Below are 16,019 nucleotides of genomic sequence, written 5' to 3'. Positions count from 1 at the left end.
ATAAGTACAAAATCTTGGGTAAAAAATTCCACCATTATCGTAAATCCTCAGCCGGCCGGGGCCGACAGAGGTAAAATCCCTGACCATATTTTATCCCCAAACTTTTAATAAATTCAAGTTCAGATTCATTTTCAATGCCTTCAGCGATGATCATCGAATTTATCCGGCGGGCAAAATGGACAAAAGATTTGATCAATTCCTGACGGATAAGATTCTTATCAATATCCCGGACCAGGGTCCGGTCATATTTTAGATAATCCGGTCCAATCTCACTTATTCGTTCCAGTGTTGAATAGCCCACACCAACATCATCAAGGGCAATCTTCAATCCCTGGCCCCTGGTCCGGACAACTATCTCCTGGTAGATGCCATAATGGGGAATTGCGAATTTTTCCGTGATCTCTATCACCACCCGCTCCCGGGCGATGCCTGTTTCATTTAAAGTATTGAGAAAATTCTCATCAATAAGATTGGGGATTTGGTCAGGTGTGATATTTAAAAAAAGTAGGGAGTTTGTGTTTAACTGGGCAGCATTCCTAATTGCGTTATAAAAACATAACTGCTCAACCTGAGGCAAAAGCTCATATTTAGCAGCAAGGGTGAAGATGGTGTCCGGATCTTCAAAAAAAGAACCCTTTGGTCCACGGGTCAACGCCTCATAACCATAAATCGTACCCCTTTCCAAGTCATATATTGGTTGGTAAACCGTGCTTAACTGATTGGTGTCCAGAATCCTTGCCAGTTCCCGATAAAGCTCCCGCTCTTTCAATTTATCATAAAAATGCGCAGCATATTTTACTTCCTCGATTGTTTGGTAGAGCAACCTTTCGGTTCGCACCATTGGATCGAGCCTTAGTACCTGGTAATTAATATGGAAATCAATCCTTTCACGGACTTCGGGATGTTTAAATTCTTCTTTTATTTTTTCGACCTTTATCCGCATTTGTTCGCATATTTCTCGTAAGTATTCTTTATTCACCGTCTCTCCACTTCCCCCCTTATTCATGAAAATAAAGAAGCCATCGCCCATCAAGGAAGAGACGGTAACAATTGCTGAACGGGGGATGAGCTTACCAATTTCACTCAGCACGCAAATGGTGAAATGTTTGATTAACTCATCGTAAGTCTCCCAGCCAAAGACTGGCTCTATCCGTTGTTGATCACCGATGGCGATGTAAAGAATTCCGATTATCTTATCTTGTTCAATAATTCTTCTTAAATCATCAAAAACCGCATAAATCGTCGGCAAACCGCTTGCCCGATCATAGAGATTAAGACGATATCGGTATAATTCGGATTGCAACTTTTCAAAATCGTCATTCATAGATTATTCTTCTCAAGGTAATAAAAAATTTCGTTTACCCTTTTCAATAACTCATCCGCGGTAAATGGTTTACAGATATAGTCCACCGCTCCCTCTTTTAAACCGATGATTTTATCATAAGCATCAACCCTGGCGGTCAACATTGCCACGGGGATTTTTTTCAGTCTTTCATCGGATTTCATCATCTGCATCATTTGCCAACCATCAATCTCGGGCAACATGATATCCAACAACAAAAGGTCAATTTTTTCGGAATGCAGTAATGCTAATCCCTGTTTGGCATCCTTTGCTTTAAATACCACATATCCGGCATCCTTTAATACTCTTTCAACAAAATCAAGGATATCATCTTCATCATCTACGATCAGAATGTATTTATTCATTGCACCCTCCTCTGGGGCAGAGAAAAAAAGAATTTGTTCACTCCATCTTTACTTTCAGCCCATATTTTACCCTCATGGGCTTCTATGATATTTCTGGCAATGGAAAGACCCAATCCAATCCCTCCGTATTTTCTTGAAGCATCGGTATCAACTTGATGAAATGGTTCAAAGATCTTCTCCAACTGGTCTTGAGGGATGGTTGGTCCTTGATTGGAAATCTCAAATTGGAACATTTCGTTATCTCCCTCCTCCACTCTTCTGGTCTGGATTTTAATCATACTTTTGGGATAGGCAAATTTAATGCCGTTATTTATCAGATTCTCAAGTACAGTGCGGATTCCGTTTTTATCCGCATATATCTCACGGACTTCCAAAGTCTCTGCAAAAGAGAGTTCCTTTCGCCTCATTTCTGGAGTAAAATCATGGATCACGATTGTGATTAATTCGCCTATATCAAATTTTTCTGGATTTAACTGCACTCCTTCAAGGGTGTATTTAGAGATGAGAAGCAATGAATGAATTTCTTTATTTAGGCGTTCCAGGTTTCTGCGGATCACTTCCAAGCTGTGTTTCTGGTCTTCGTTCAAGTCCCCCATTTTCCCTTTCGCGAGATAATCCACATACCCTAAGGATGCAGTGAGCGGGGTTCTCAGTTCATGGGAGATATTGGCAAGAAGTTGGGTCTTTTGAGCATCCCGGCGTTTTAACTCAGCCACTAAGTTATTAAGTTCCCGGATGTTTTCCCGGATCTTTTCGCTCATAAAATTAAATGCCCAGGCCAGGTCCTCAAATTCATCTCCGGTTCGGATTTCAGTAATCGGACTGAAATCACCCTGGGCAATCCGTTTTGCCCCTTCACTCAGGACCTTCAAATGGCCGGTAATTCGTTGTGCCAAGGCGTAGGCGAGTATTATTCCTAACAAGATTGTTACCGCCGTCATCACTGCACTCCCGACAACAACATCCTTCAATTCTTTTTTCAATCTTTCCAGTGTGAAGTAATAAACTATGGAGTAATTGTGGACACCGTATTCATCAATATACGGGGCGATGATACATACCCAATCGTTAGTCTGGATCTTCATCTCCATCTTTTTTAAATTCGCTAATACAAAATCATCATCAGTATACTTCAAAGCCGGAAGGAAAACCAGCCCTTTCTCATACTGATTCATGTCATAGTAAATGCGTCCTTTTAAATCGACAATTTGAATATTTTTTAAATCGCGGTTAAGATTGCGGTTACTTATAATAATGGACCGAAATTTGAAAAAGGCGTTTTTATAATAACGCAAAAAGGCATCACCAATTTTGTCTGTAGAAAGCAAAACAAAGTTTTGGGCATTATTTACGATTTCGCTGCGCAATTCTTTACTCCGGGCATTGGCCATAAATAACCCCATGAGACCGAAAATGATGGTGATGATAATGGCTAAAGAGATTATTAACTTCGTTTGAAACGAGAGTTTCATTTTTTAAACTTTATTTCGGCAAGACGGATCGTCTGGTCAATCCGCGGCACAAAATCGATATCTGGCGAGAGACCATAAATCCTTGGTTCCCAGAGAATGGGAATGATGGGCATTTCCACCAAAAGGGTCTTCTGTATATGATTTATGATATTTAATCGTTCTTCTGGATCGGCAATCTGAGAAGCACAATTGATGAGACTGTCAATCTGGCGATTGGAAAAGCCCGAACGATTCATCAGCCCGGTACCTTTTTGGGGGTCATAGGTATAGAAAAAGGCTTCCAGGATCGTACTCAGACCATCTAAGGTAGTGACAAGAGCCGAAATCAGATAACAATCAAATCTTCTTTTTTCCACACCTTCCCAGAATGCCTTGGCTTCCAGCGGATGCTCCACGATTCTCACACCTACTGCACGGAAAAATGAAGCGATGTGTGTTCCCAGTTCCTGGATCGCCTTGCCATAATAAAGGTGGATTTCCGGATTGCCAAATTTTTTAATCAGTTGCACTGCACTATCCGGATTATAACTCAATGGCGGGAGGTCAGGACAGTAGCCAACCATACCGCGAGGAATGAATTGGTTGGCAGGCTGGGCAAGTCCCTGGTAGAGTTCTTTATTCAATTTGGCACGGTCAATTGCCAGGGAGAGTGCATTCCGAAACTCACGTTGGTTGAAAGGATATTTTCTTATATCCATCTGGAGATAACGCGCCGCTACCCCGGAAATAGCGATCATCTTAATGCTATCTTTCATTTGGGTATACACCGATATGGGTACACCATATAAAACACAATTTTTGCAATTTCTAAAAAGCGCGAGGCGGTCTTTAAATTCAGGAATAAATTTGAATACTCCCCTGCTTATTGGTGGTTTTGGCCCCCAGTAATATTGAAACAGTACACAAACAATAGAATCATCAGAGATAAATGTGGCCTTAAAAGGTCCGGTTCCAATAGGGGAACTGAAATTTTCATAACCTTCAGGAACGATATAGAGGCGATCGATCTCATTTAAAAGTGCATGGTAGGGAGACCTTGTCTTTATTATCAGACGATGAGGGCCCGCGGCATAAATTGTGTCCACAATCCTTTTAAGGGTTGCATTCTCAGTTGTATTATTCCGGATCGTCCGGTATAATGAATAAACTGCGTCTCTTCCCCTAAACTCCTCGCCATTATGAAAATGGACACCTTCTCTTAAATCAAACACCCAGGTCAGACTATCTGACAGGTACCAGTTCCGGGCGAGACAGGGCACCAGACGGAGATCCGGAGTATATTCAATAAGCCCCTGATAGATATTAGAAAGGATGGAAATCGTCACGATTTCATTCCGCCTATGGGGATCAAGAGTGCGGGGTGGCCGGTCATATAAGATGGTGATGGTATGGGTTTTCTTTGCGCATGGGCAAAGGAAAAGACTGAGCACGAAGATCGATAGATATTTTCTCAGATTATATTTAATCATTTCTTTAATCTTATCTCCTTCACGATAATCAACTCATCCAATCGGGGATTCCACTCAATCCTTTCAGAGATGCCATAGATTTCTTTTTCCCAGACCACCGGAATTTTGGGCAGGTCGGTTAATAAAATTCTCTGGGCTTCATTGGTTAATTTTATGCAATGTTTAAGGTCTGATGTTCTAATCATCCGCTCAATCAGGGTATCAAGGATCGGATTTGAATAACCAATATTATTCTGAGTCCCGAGTCCTCTTGCTAAATCCTGGGTGTGAAAGGAACTGCGCAATATGCTTATTCCTTCATTAGAAAGTGGAACGCTGGCGATAAGATAGAATTCTGATTTGCGCGAATTTATCTTCTCCCAGTATTTTTCTACTGGTAGAGGATGGGGTTTAATTTTTAGGCCTATCCGCTGCAAATCTTCGATGATTGCTTGGGCAATGTAAGCCCGGGATTCCGCAAAGTCAAATTCAATCTCCGGCATTGGACCCAATTTTTTTAAGAGTTTACGAGCACTATCCGGATCGTATGGAAACTTGGGTAGATTATAATCAAATCCAATCAGACCCTGGCTGATGAATTGATTGGCAGGGGTTGCAAAGTTATGATAGATATTTTCTGCGAGATGCTCACGGTTAAGCCCCAGACTCAGTGCCTGGCGGAATTTTTGGGAATTGAATGGATACTTACTCAAATCCATCTCTAAATATCTTACCGCCACACCCGAGGTAGCAACGATCTTCCCGGCATCACTCAGGGTCTCAAGGTAAGTCAACGGAATAAATGTGATGATATCGGCTTGGCCATTGCTCAATAATTTGATTCGCTCTTCCACTTCGGGGACAAAAAGATATATAAGCCGCACAAAGTCTATCCGACCGCCCCAGTAGTCTTTAAATTTTTCAAGTTCCAAACGGTTTTCTGTAATATTCTTCATCTTGTAAGGGCCAGTTCCACAAAATGAATCCGGTGTGGGTTGAAAATCTTCGGGGATGATAAAGATGCTTGCCAGGTCATAGAGAAGAAAAGGATGAGGAATTTTGAGAGAAATCACGATCTTATTCGTATCCTCAGGAAGGATGGTATCGATATAGCCTCTAAGGACAGCATACTGAGAATAAGGGAGATGAAAGGGACGGTATAAGGAGTATATTATATCGGCTGGAGTCAATTTCTTTCCGTTATGAAATTTCACCCCCTCGCGCAAATAAAAACGCCAGGTCAGGGAATCGATTCTTTCCCAGTAAACTGAAAGTCCAGGAACCGGTTTCATATCTGCATCAAGACTAACCAGGGCTTCATAGATATTGCTGAGAATGGACATCGCCACAATCTCCCGGCGCCGGTGGGGATCAAAATCAGTAGGTTGGGCATCATAGACGATAGTAATACAGTTTCGATCTGAACACCGCAGTCCTGAAAAGGTGCATAAAAAAAGAATAAAACAAAACCGCCTCAGATACCTACCCAGTTTGGGAGCGAAATTTTTCATAACTTTTCCATCGGGATTTTGATCTTATTTTTCTTTGCGAATTCTATCGCCTCGGGATAACCTGCGTCGTAATGCCGGGCAACCCCGATACCGGGATCATTGGTCAAGACCCTTTCAATCCTTTTGTCCATCATAGTCGTCCCGTCGCAGACCAACACCTGTCCGGCATGGATCGAATAACCGATTCCTACACCTCCACCATGGTGGACCGATACCCATGAGGCACCCGAGGCTGTATTCAAAAGGGCATTTAATATAGGCCAATCAGCAATCGCATCTGAGCCATCAATCATTCCTTCTGTCTCCCGGTAAGGCGATGCAACCGAACCACAATCAAGATGGTCTCGACCGATGACAATGGGTGCCTTCAATTTTCCTTCCCGGACGAGTTGATTTATCCTCAAACCGAATTTATCCCGCTCTCCATAGCCAAGCCACATAATTCGTGCGGGCAGTCCCTGAAAAGGAATCTTTTGCTGAGCAAGTTCAATCCAGCGGCGGATCGAAGGATTATCACCAAACATCCTCAGAACCTCACCATCAAGGAGATAGATATCTTCTTTATCACCCGAGAGTGCTGCCCAGCGGAACGGACCTTTTCCTTCGCAGAACAGCGGCCGGATGTATTCTGGGACGAAACCTGGAATTCTGAATGGGTCTTCGACACCGGCTCTTTTCGCTTGACCGCGGATATTGTTTCCGTAATCAAATGCGATCGCACCCCGTCTTTGCATCTCCAGCATCGCCTCCATATGACGGGCAATCGATTCCAGCGCCCGCTTTTTATATTCTTCTGGATTTCGCCGGCGCAATTCTAAGGCATCCTCCAGGCTCATTCCACCCGGCACATAGCCATTGAGTTCGTCGTGGGCTGAAGTCTGGTCAGTTAAAACATCAGGAATAATATTTCTTTTTACGAGTTCTGGTTCAATATCCGCACAATTGCCAACGAGTCCTACCGAGCGTGGAATCTTCTTTTCTACTGCATCAAATACCAATTTCAACGCTTCATCAAGATCGTAGACCATCATGTCACAGAACCCCTGTTTGACCCTTCTTTCAATCCTTTTAGGATCAACTTCTATGTCCAGGATCACACCTTCATTCATAGTCACTGCCAGAGGCTGCGCACCGCTCATCCCGCCCATTCCACCAGTCAAAACCCATTTGCCTTTTAATGTGCCGCCAAAATGCTTTCGGGCACAGGCGGCAAAGGTCTCATAGGTTCCCTGGATGATTCCCTGGGTTCCAATATAAATCCAGCTTCCCGCGGTCATCTGTCCATACATAATCAAGCCAAGCATTTCCAGTTTCCGAAAGTAGTCCCAGTTTGCCCAGGCTGGGACCAGCAATGAATTTGCGATCAATACCCTGGGTGCATATTCAAATGTCTTAAAGATGCCCACCGGTTTGCCAGACTGGATTAGTAATGTTTCATCATTCTCTAAATTTTTTAGGGATTCGACGATCTTATAGTAGCATTCCCAATTTCTTGCTGCCTTGCCACAGCCACCGTAGACAATGAGTTCTTCTGGTTTCTCCGCTACCTCTGGGTCAAGGTTGTTCTGGAGCATTCTCAAGGCACCTTCCTGTTGCCATGATTTACAACTCAGTTGCAAACCGCGGGGCGCCTTTACTGGATTATAAGAAAATTCTTTTAAAGTCGCAGTTTTTTTCATCACACCTCCGTATACAATTTTAGTCTAATTTCTGCCATTGTCAAGACACAAATTGTCCAAGTACCCATTAAGACTTTACCCTCACGATCCTACCAATCTTTGAGCGTGATTAATCCAGCATTAAGAGGAAGTTTTAAATAGGAGTTTTGCGAAACTGGTGGGATATACTCATTAAAAGAAAATCAGCAGGATTTCTTTTTGTTCCCAACTCTTTTGGGGAAGGACAAGAATTTAAAGTAAAAAAATACTAATTTCGTGTAGAGAAGACGGTATTAATCCGCTTTAATGCCCATGCCAATTCTTCTTTTTTTATCACCAGCGGTGGTGCAAACCGGACAACATAATCATGGGTATCCTTAGCGAGAATTCTCTCCCGCAGCAATGCCTCGCAGAAGGGCCGGGCTTTTTCGGTTAGTTCTACGCCAATCAACAGCCCTTTGCCGCGCACCTCTTTTATCACCGGATTCTTTATCTGGCGCAGCCCATCCATAAACCATTTACCAAGTTCATAAGCCCGCTGGGGCAAGTTTTCTTTTAATATCACATCGAGTGCTGCCATCCCGATGGCAGCGGCGAGAGGATTACCGCCAAAAGTGGAACCATGGTCTCCAGGCTTAAAGACATCCATTATCCAGTTATCGCAGAGGATTGCAGAGATTGGATATAAACCTCCACTCAGTGCCTTCCCGACGATTAAAATGTCCGGTTTGATATTCTCATATTCATAAGCAAAAAGCCTACCGGTCCGGCCAAAACCGGTCTGGATTTCATCTGCGATAAAGAGCACATAATTCTCTTGGCAGATTTTATAACATTCCTTCAGATAACCATCATCAGGAACAATTACCCCGCCTTCGCCTTGGATGGGCTCTACTAAAAACCCAACGGTATTTTTATTTATCGCATTTTTTAGTGCCTTTGTATCATTATAGGGGATCACTTTAAAATTGGGGGTAAATGGACCAAAACCATCGCGATATTGAAATTCTGAAGAGAAACCGACAATCGTTATTGTCCGGCCATGGAAATTGTTTTTGCAGACGATTATTTCCGCCTTATCTTTTTTCACCCCTTTTTTATAATATCCCCATTTTCTCGCCGCCTTTATTGCGGTCTCAACCGCCTCGGCACCGGAGTTCATGGGTAGTGCTTTTTCATATCCGGTGATGCTACAGAGTTTTTGTAAGAAAAACCCAAGTTTATCATTATGGAATGCCCGTGAGGTGAGGGTGAGTTTCTGGATTTGTTCTTTGGCGGCTTTGACAATCATCGGATGACAGTGTCCTTGATTCAACGCCGAATAACCGCTTAACATATCAAGATATTTTCTTCCTTCTACATCCCAGACCCATACCCCTCTGCCTCTTTTCAAGACTACCGGCAGAGGATGGTAATTGGAGGCACTAAACTTTTCAGTAATCTTTATAATCTCTTTGCTCTTCATATGACTCCTTTCATTTTATCAGCCCTAACCAAGGACCAAGGAGAAATTGGATACGGCCGATTAAAAGGCTCACCCGTGCCATTACGGTGTAACCAAATGAGGCACCAAAGCCTAACATGATGAAAATAATACCAAAACGCGCTCCATACTTCAATACCCCCCGATGTTCAGTAGAGAAAAAGAAGTAGATGACCGTGCAGATGACACCGATAAAAATCAGCACTGCCCAGATACCTTCCCAACCCGAATTGAGTATTTCCGGAGTTACGATGGTCCCTTCGATCTGTCTGAATATGAATGCTTGGATATTCGCCGGTATAGAAATACCTGCACCCCAGCCGATCATAAAACCTAAAGGTAACCGCACAAGCCAACTCCATCGGGGGATGAACCGGGTGAAATATAAAAGACCCAAAATCAGGGGAATGAGGTAGATAAGATTCCCGTTCTTCAATGGTTCAAAGAGATTTGGTTTTAATGCCTGATGCCAGTAAAAGACGATGTAATAACCATTAGCCACTCCGACAAAAAGATGTTCAGCAAATTTATAAAACGGATTATCCCTGAAAAGAAAAGAGAAGACCATCATGGTTAAAAAAGCAGCAAGCCAGATCCAGGGATCGGGGCTCAAGAAATCCGTCCTTTTTGCCGTGAAGGTTGCGTACCTTTAAACATCTTTTTATCCTTTTTTTTGGTGGCAAGATAACCTACATTGCCGATAATAATGAGTCCGATGATCAAAAGATGGACCAAGGTCTGGGAGTTCATGCCGATTTCAGCTTTGCCGGTTGTTTCGGTATAACCATATCTTAATAGAAGATTTTCGTATTCTGCTGCACCTTTCATCCCTGAGATCATCCCGGAAAGTTGCCCGGTCTGGAGAAACGGATAGTATTTGGGAGCCATCACTGCAGTCAAACCAGCGCCTAATTTTAAGCCATGCCTTGCCTGGGCATACATCAGCCATTCCTGGGGATAATCAGCAGCGGCAAGGATGATGGCAATCGAAATATCACGGTAATTTTTTATCTTCTTCATCAAAGAGAGGGAGTCGGTATAATTATTGTAATAATCCTTTGGGAAGACATTGCTTATTTTCTCACCCATTTCCAGCAAAGCCGCAATCCTTCCTGATTTCCAACCCAGATAGACATAATCCCGACCATATATTATGGAATCTGAACTGCTTCTTGCTATGCTATTTATCTTGTTTGCTACCCAGTTGAACGCCTCAATCGCCAAACCCGGTGCCTGTGGGTCGAATGAAACTCCTATTACCGGAATCTTTTTTTTGAAACAATGGGTAAGCAGACTGAGGGCCATCGGATGGCATTCAGGCATCGTCTGAGGAGTATAATCAATGGAAAGCAAAACTGCCTTTTCGGATGTGGGATTCAGGTTTTCTATAAACTCAAACAAATTCTTTGTCTGGGGCATTATATTTTGTGGAATACGAAATTTTACAAAAAAGGGCAATATGACGAAAAGCGTCAATAGCAGATAAATCAGCCTTCGGTCAATCCTGGTAAATCCCGAGAATAAATCCATTTTAATCTCTTCCACCCAACCAGGACCGTTCAATACCCAGAATTATTTTGAGGGCGGTGGCGACCGCACCAAAGGCAACACCAAATAAAATACCGCGCTGGGATGCCATATTGGGAACTTTCATCAGCCACTCGGCAAGCCCGGGGATTATGGGATGGATTAATTGTCCTATTGGCATAAAGCCAATCATCACCACGAATGCCGAACCGAGTAGCAATCCGGCCTCGATACTGCGTGCCCGAAATGCACGATAAGCCGCAGAGCTCATATAATAGGCTAGTAAAGCAAACATCGTCGCACCCAATGGGGTCAGGATGTGGATAAATATTTTCTGATAGAGCGATTTTTCATCTATTCCAAAGAAAATTCCAATAATAGCCATTCCCAGCATACTGAGAAGGGTCACCAAACTGTAGAATCGATTGGGACCGCTGCGTTGGATAATTTGGATATGATGGCGAGAAAGATTTCCAATCCCCAAAACCAGTGCGAAGGCGGATATGACAATCACCCATTTATTAATCAGGGTATTAAATTTTGTGGAGACCGGATGGGGTATGAAAAATTGTCCCATCATCAAGAGCCCCATCAGTAGACATAAACCTAAGGGAAGTTTCCTTTTCATTGCACCTTTATTAGACTGATGAGATTTATTTTTAAAAATGTGAGGATGGTCATAAGGATGAGAACGAGCAGGGTAAGGAGTTTCCCAGCATCCTGTGCCTTCAAGGAACCCACCAAGACCGGATCCCTGGTGAGATAGGCGCTTGCAGCATAAACCTCCTCGCCGAGCAAAGTATAATCACAGGCCGTCACGAAAAATGGTAACTGGAGAACTTGGTCGGTGCCGGCAATCTGAATTGCGCCTATCTGGTTACCAGTTTCGGCGATAAGGAGTGCCTCAGCAAAAAATGGTCCAATGAAAAAATTTGCTGCTGGACGCTCCCTTAAAATAATTCCATTTATTGCCGCCGCGTAACCAAATTGGGATTCCGTTAGATAACGCACATAGCCATCCTTATATCTATCTGATCTTCCTTCATTGGTGTATGCCTCTCTCACCACCTCGCGGGCCACGGTATAGACCACTGGGTAACAGTTGACCACGATGAGGGGATTATCGTAACTCGCTGATTTCCGGGCAATCTCTCCCAAGATATTCATGGAGGCAATGACCGATGGAAAATCAATATCCCCTAAACCCGGGACATAGAGTATCGGTCTACCCATCTCGGTTGCCCTGCCCACAGCTTCTTCCACCGCATCAAGACCGGCAATCTTGCGGATGAATAGACTCGCCCCTTTCCGGGCACGCGTCATGAAATATCCTAAAAGCATCGTAAAAAGAACGATGGTAAAAAGGATATTTATTCTTCCTTTATGGAAGAATTGGGCTTTAGATTGGACGATATTGCTCAGGGTATGGTTATAAACGCTATCTTGTTTCAAGACTGCAATTTGGTAGATGTATTTCATTGAGTCCACAACCGTGTTGTCTTCAAAATTCACCGCATACCGACCCGCAAAACCAATTCTGGTAAATGCTGTATCCTGAATGGTTCGGCGGAAGATTACATAACCATCAATCAGTGTATCCACAACTCTTTGCCAGGAAAGATAGATACAGCCGCCTCCGTCATTGGGTCGGTCCTGGGCAACAAAATTATCTATCGCGGCATAAAAGAAAAGGAAAACCCACACCCCCTATTTTAGCCAAAAAATTTCCGGTGTCAATCTTTGCCGAGATTTTTGCGATTTGCGTACGAAATAAACAATTGTTCAATGCTGAGACGATTAAAAATAAAAACTTTCAAAATATCATGGGTTTTTTGGTATAAATTTTGCATTATAGAGTAATGGAGTTGACATGGAGATCTGGATACCTATCTTGGAAAGCAAATCTTTTCCTGTGAGCAAAGGAAAAATGGACGCTGAATTAGTATTGACAGCAATAGGGGAGTAAGTATAATTATGCTGAGGGATTATATGGATAAAAATAAACTGTCATTTCTAAGGTTTATTCTCATTCTTACTACCATTCTGGTTATGACATATTCCAAAAAAGGATTGCATTTTGGAGAACCCGGTTACATTGTTGCTTGCATATACTTTGTTATCAGTATTCTTCTTTCCCGTGCTCCGGATAAAATATTAGCAAAACCCTGGTTTTCGTTTCTTACCTTTCTTTTTGACATTATCATCATCTCTATTGCCATTTATCTCAGCGAAGGTGTGCAGACTGATTTTTATCTTATATACTTTTTGGCGATATTCATCTCCTCGGTGAGCCAAACTCTCAATGGGAGTTTCTTCATTGCGATTGTGGCGAGTATCATTTATACCTGGCTCCTGCACCGAGAGTATCCAGGTATTTCTTTCCTTGATTCCCGATTTTTAATTCGTATTCCGTTTTTGTTTATTATCTCGCTGGTGAGCAGTTACTGGGCGGAGATGACACGCCGTGAATTGAAGAAAAAGGAAGAATTGGAGCGCTTTAATATAGAATTGAGAAAGGAGGTAGAAAAGATAACCGCCCGGGAGGTGGAATTACGTCTATATAACGAGCGAATAATAAACAGTGTGGCAAGCGGCATAATGGTGGTAAATAGGGATGGGATGATTACCACTGTAAATCCCGAGACCGAGCGGTCGTTCGGTTACCAAAAAGAAGAGTTATTGCAAACCAATATTAAGAATATCAGAGGCTTTGAACCCCTTTGGCAGAAAATGGAATATGCTATGACCACGGGCAAACCAATTATCAGAAGCGAGATTGAAATTCTAAATAAAAATGGTGAAAAAATTCCGATCGGTTTTAATATTACATTGCTGGAATCATCGGATAAGAGTATAGCTGGTTGTGTTTTGATCTTTAAGGACCTTTCAGAGATTAGAAAACTTGAAGAGATTGCCCGGCAGAATGAACGACTTTCTTATCTGGGGAAAATGGCGAGTTGGGTAGCCCATGAAATTCGTAATCCGCTCACCTCAATAGATGGTTTCGCCCAACTCCTCGTGAATGTAGCCGACCGCGAGAAAATAAAATTTTATGTGGAAGAAATTCGTAAAGGGACCAATCGGATAAATCGTATCATTGACGACATCTTGACCTTTGCCCGTTCCAAAAAACTTGAATTGAAAGATGTGGATTTGAGAAATTTGATTAGCGAGATAGTTCAGTCGATGAAGGTAAATATAATATTTGAAAGTGACGGTCAGACAAAGGTTCAGGGTGAGGAGGAATCGCTCCGTCGCCTTTTTGTCAATTTAATAACCAATAGTATGGAGGCGATGGATGAGAACGGGGTGATAAGAATTAAATTTGAGCAACAGGATGATTACCTTGTGACCCATGTTATCGATAACGGTAAGGGGATTGATGAAAATGATTTAAAAAATATCTTCAATCCCTTCTTTACCACCAAACCCCGTGGCACAGGGCTGGGGTTGGCGATTGTTAAAAAGATTGTTGATGATCATAAGGGCAAAATCGAAGTTCAAAGTATACTCGGGCAGGGGACTAAAATATCAGTATGGTTACTTGCCAGCAAGGAGGTTTAGATGAAAAAAAGAATTCTCATTGTTGATGATGAAGAACCGATAAGGATTTTGCTTAATGAAGCACTGAAAGATGATTATGAGATTGTGCTTTGCGATAATGGAAGAGAAGCTGTAAAGCATATCACCAAAGGAAATTTTGATCTGCTTATCACCGATATCAAAATGCCCGGCACCCATGGATTTGAAGTCATTGAACGGATAAGGGAAAGGAATAAAACCATTCCAATTATTGTTTGTTCGGCTTACAAACTCCTTGAAGATGACATTGTGATTAAAACTTCGGAAGTCGCGGCATTTATCACCAAGCCTATCCAGATAGATGAGCTGAAAGCCAAGGTTTTTGAACTGATTGGAGTGTAGAGTTAATGTTGATTGGAGAGTTGCTTGTAAAAAGTGGGCTCATTAACGAAGAACAATTAAACGAAGCCCTTGAGATTCAAAAAAAGAAAAAGAAAAAACTGGGTGAAATCCTCATTGAACTCGGCTATCTCAATCCCCGTGAGTTAATCTGGTTATTGAGTGAACAGGCTGCTATCCCCTTCATTGATTTAAAGCCCGAGATTTTAGACAGCAAGCTTATTCGAGCTTTTCCAGAGAAGTTGTTGTATCAATATTGTATCATTCCCCTTTATGAATTGGACAATAAACTATATGTTGCCACCGGTAATCCTTCGGAAAAAGCAGGTATCGAAATGATTAGAGAGATTGCCCGCAAAGAAGTGATCGTTGCCGGGGCAGAACCGGAAAAAATCCGTCAATTGCTGGACAATTTTTTCTTAGCCGAGCAGACTGAGGCAATATTAGCAAAAGAAAATTTTGCACAGAGTGTAGAGATTGAATTGGGCAAAGACCAGGCAGTGATTAAAATTGTTGATGACCGTGGGGATATCAAAATCTACAAAGTCCGGGATGAGATTAAAATAAAATATCAAGCCAAGATGGAGTGATTAATGAATGAGATCAAACAGTTGTTGAAATACACAGTGGAATCCAAAGCAAGCGATTTACACTTGAGTGCCGGCTCGCCGATAATGATAAGAGTATACGGATCTATGAAAAAGTTAAACGAAAATGATGCAAACCCGGAATTGATCCGTAAACTCATCCTTAGCATATTGAGCGAAGAACAAAAAGCTTTACTGGAAAAAGAAAAGGAACTCGACTTTTCACTCCATCTTCCAGAGGTGGGTCGTTTTCGGGTGAATATCTTCCATCAGCGCCAGGGTCTGGGTGCGGTATTCCGGGTAATCCCGGAACGCATCCCCACTATGGAGGAACTCGGGCTTCCCAAGGTCTTACAAGACTTGATCGATCTTGATTATGGTTTGATACTCGTCACCGGGCCCACCGGAAGCGGTAAATCAACGACCTTGGCGGCAATGATAGACTATATCAATACCAATAAAGACGGTCATATAATAACGATTGAAGACCCCATTGAGTTTATCCATAAATCTAAAAATTGTATTGTTAACCAGAGAGAAGTGGGTTCTGATACCCATTCATTCAGCAATGCCCTAAGAAGTGCATTAAGAGAAGACCCTGATTATATCCTGGTCGGTGAAATGCGTGATTTAGAAACAATAAGCCTTGCCCTTACCGCAGCCGAGACTGGCCATCTGGTATTTGGGACATTACATACCTCAAGT

General features: G+C 42.5%; 15 protein-coding genes. 4 read left to right on the top strand and 11 right to left on the bottom strand.

Annotation, left to right across the window (positions count from 1 at the left end):
* Nucleotides 1-34: 34 nt before the first annotated feature.
* The 11 genes from ABIL39_06700 to ABIL39_06650 all read right to left on the bottom strand — a co-directional run bounded on the left by ABIL39_06700 (nt 35) and on the right by ABIL39_06650 (nt 12,510).
* On the bottom strand, nt 35-1,324 hold the full coding sequence (locus tag ABIL39_06700; GenBank protein ID MEO0165808.1) for an EAL domain-containing protein: 1,290 nt from the start codon (nt 1,322-1,324) through the stop codon (nt 35-37).
* Entirely contained in the window at nt 1,321-1,707 is a 387-nt protein-coding gene (locus tag ABIL39_06695) for a response regulator (protein ID MEO0165807.1), read from the bottom strand. The genes ABIL39_06700 and ABIL39_06695 overlap by 4 nt, the downstream gene beginning before the upstream one ends.
* Nucleotides 1,704-3,179 (bottom strand): HAMP domain-containing sensor histidine kinase, encoded by a 1,476-nt coding sequence (locus ABIL39_06690; GenBank protein MEO0165806.1) that lies wholly within the window; start codon nt 3,177-3,179, stop codon nt 1,704-1,706. The genes ABIL39_06695 and ABIL39_06690 overlap by 4 nt, the downstream gene beginning before the upstream one ends.
* Complete coding sequence (locus ABIL39_06685; protein ID MEO0165805.1) at nt 3,176-4,648, bottom strand: ABC transporter substrate-binding protein; 1,473 nt, start codon at nt 4,646-4,648, stop codon at nt 3,176-3,178. Before ABIL39_06685 ends, ABIL39_06690 begins: the two co-directional genes overlap by 4 nt.
* On the bottom strand, nt 4,645-6,138 hold the full coding sequence (locus ABIL39_06680; GenBank protein ID MEO0165804.1) for an ABC transporter substrate-binding protein: 1,494 nt from the start codon (nt 6,136-6,138) through the stop codon (nt 4,645-4,647). Before ABIL39_06680 ends, ABIL39_06685 begins: the two co-directional genes overlap by 4 nt.
* Nucleotides 6,135-7,817, bottom strand: coding sequence for a urocanate hydratase (gene hutU, locus ABIL39_06675; GenBank protein ID MEO0165803.1), 1,683 nt, complete (start codon nt 7,815-7,817; stop codon nt 6,135-6,137). Before hutU ends, ABIL39_06680 begins: the two co-directional genes overlap by 4 nt.
* 247 nt (nt 7,818-8,064) lie before the next feature.
* A complete protein-coding gene (gene rocD / locus ABIL39_06670) occupies nt 8,065-9,261 on the bottom strand; it encodes an ornithine--oxo-acid transaminase (GenBank protein MEO0165802.1) in 1,197 nt (398 codons plus the stop codon).
* Between the two features lie 10 nt (nt 9,262-9,271).
* Entirely contained in the window at nt 9,272-9,892 is a 621-nt protein-coding gene (locus tag ABIL39_06665; GenBank protein MEO0165801.1) for a hypothetical protein, read from the bottom strand.
* A complete protein-coding gene (locus ABIL39_06660; protein MEO0165800.1) occupies nt 9,889-10,809 on the bottom strand; it encodes a hypothetical protein in 921 nt (306 codons plus the stop codon). Before ABIL39_06660 ends, ABIL39_06665 begins: the two co-directional genes overlap by 4 nt.
* 1 nt (nt 10,810) lies before the next feature.
* Complete coding sequence (locus ABIL39_06655) at nt 10,811-11,434, bottom strand: hypothetical protein (GenBank protein ID MEO0165799.1); 624 nt, start codon at nt 11,432-11,434, stop codon at nt 10,811-10,813.
* Complete coding sequence (locus ABIL39_06650; GenBank protein ID MEO0165798.1) at nt 11,431-12,510, bottom strand: DUF6754 domain-containing protein; 1,080 nt, start codon at nt 12,508-12,510, stop codon at nt 11,431-11,433. Before ABIL39_06650 ends, ABIL39_06655 begins: the two co-directional genes overlap by 4 nt.
* 285 nt (nt 12,511-12,795) lie before the next feature.
* Between ABIL39_06650 and ABIL39_06645 the strand changes: the two genes are divergently transcribed.
* The 4 genes from ABIL39_06645 to ABIL39_06630 all read left to right on the top strand — a co-directional run.
* A complete protein-coding gene (locus ABIL39_06645) occupies nt 12,796-14,370 on the top strand; it encodes an ATP-binding protein (protein MEO0165797.1) in 1,575 nt (524 codons plus the stop codon).
* Nucleotides 14,371-14,730 (top strand): response regulator, encoded by a 360-nt coding sequence (locus ABIL39_06640; protein MEO0165796.1) that lies wholly within the window; start codon nt 14,371-14,373, stop codon nt 14,728-14,730.
* Nucleotides 14,731-14,735: 5 nt separating this feature from the next.
* Nucleotides 14,736-15,317 (top strand): hypothetical protein, encoded by a 582-nt coding sequence (locus ABIL39_06635; protein ID MEO0165795.1) that lies wholly within the window; start codon nt 14,736-14,738, stop codon nt 15,315-15,317.
* Between the two features lie 3 nt (nt 15,318-15,320).
* On the top strand, nt 15,321-16,019 hold a 699-nt coding region (locus ABIL39_06630), incomplete at its 3' end, for a PilT/PilU family type 4a pilus ATPase (GenBank protein ID MEO0165794.1).

It is taken from the genome of candidate division WOR-3 bacterium (assembly GCA_039802205.1).
GTDB lineage: Bacteria > Hydrothermota > Tepidihabitantia > SM23-42 > JAOAFX01 > JAOAFX01.
This window is presented reverse-complemented; position numbering and strand designations above follow the sequence as displayed.

Coding starts and splice junctions, on each gene's coding strand:
- ABIL39_06685 (MEO0165805.1), bottom strand. CDS start 4,648: ATGATTAAATATAATCTGAGAAAATATCTATCGATCTTCGTGCTCAGT.
- ABIL39_06655 (MEO0165799.1), bottom strand. CDS start 11,434: ATGAAAAGGAAACTTCCCTTAGGTTTATGTCTACTGATGGGGCTCTTG.
- ABIL39_06645 (MEO0165797.1), top strand. CDS start 12,796: ATGGATAAAAATAAACTGTCATTTCTAAGGTTTATTCTCATTCTTACT.
- rocD (MEO0165802.1), bottom strand. CDS start 9,261: ATGAAGAGCAAAGAGATTATAAAGATTACTGAAAAGTTTAGTGCCTCC.
- ABIL39_06695 (MEO0165807.1), bottom strand. CDS start 1,707: ATGAATAAATACATTCTGATCGTAGATGATGAAGATGATATCCTTGAT.
- ABIL39_06690 (MEO0165806.1), bottom strand. CDS start 3,179: ATGAAACTCTCGTTTCAAACGAAGTTAATAATCTCTTTAGCCATTATC.
- ABIL39_06700 (MEO0165808.1), bottom strand. CDS start 1,324: ATGAATGACGATTTTGAAAAGTTGCAATCCGAATTATACCGATATCGT.
- ABIL39_06635 (MEO0165795.1), top strand. CDS start 14,736: ATGTTGATTGGAGAGTTGCTTGTAAAAAGTGGGCTCATTAACGAAGAA.
- ABIL39_06680 (MEO0165804.1), bottom strand. CDS start 6,138: ATGAAAAATTTCGCTCCCAAACTGGGTAGGTATCTGAGGCGGTTTTGT.
- ABIL39_06640 (MEO0165796.1), top strand. CDS start 14,371: ATGAAAAAAAGAATTCTCATTGTTGATGATGAAGAACCGATAAGGATT.
- hutU (MEO0165803.1), bottom strand. CDS start 7,817: ATGAAAAAAACTGCGACTTTAAAAGAATTTTCTTATAATCCAGTAAAG.
- ABIL39_06660 (MEO0165800.1), bottom strand. CDS start 10,809: ATGGATTTATTCTCGGGATTTACCAGGATTGACCGAAGGCTGATTTAT.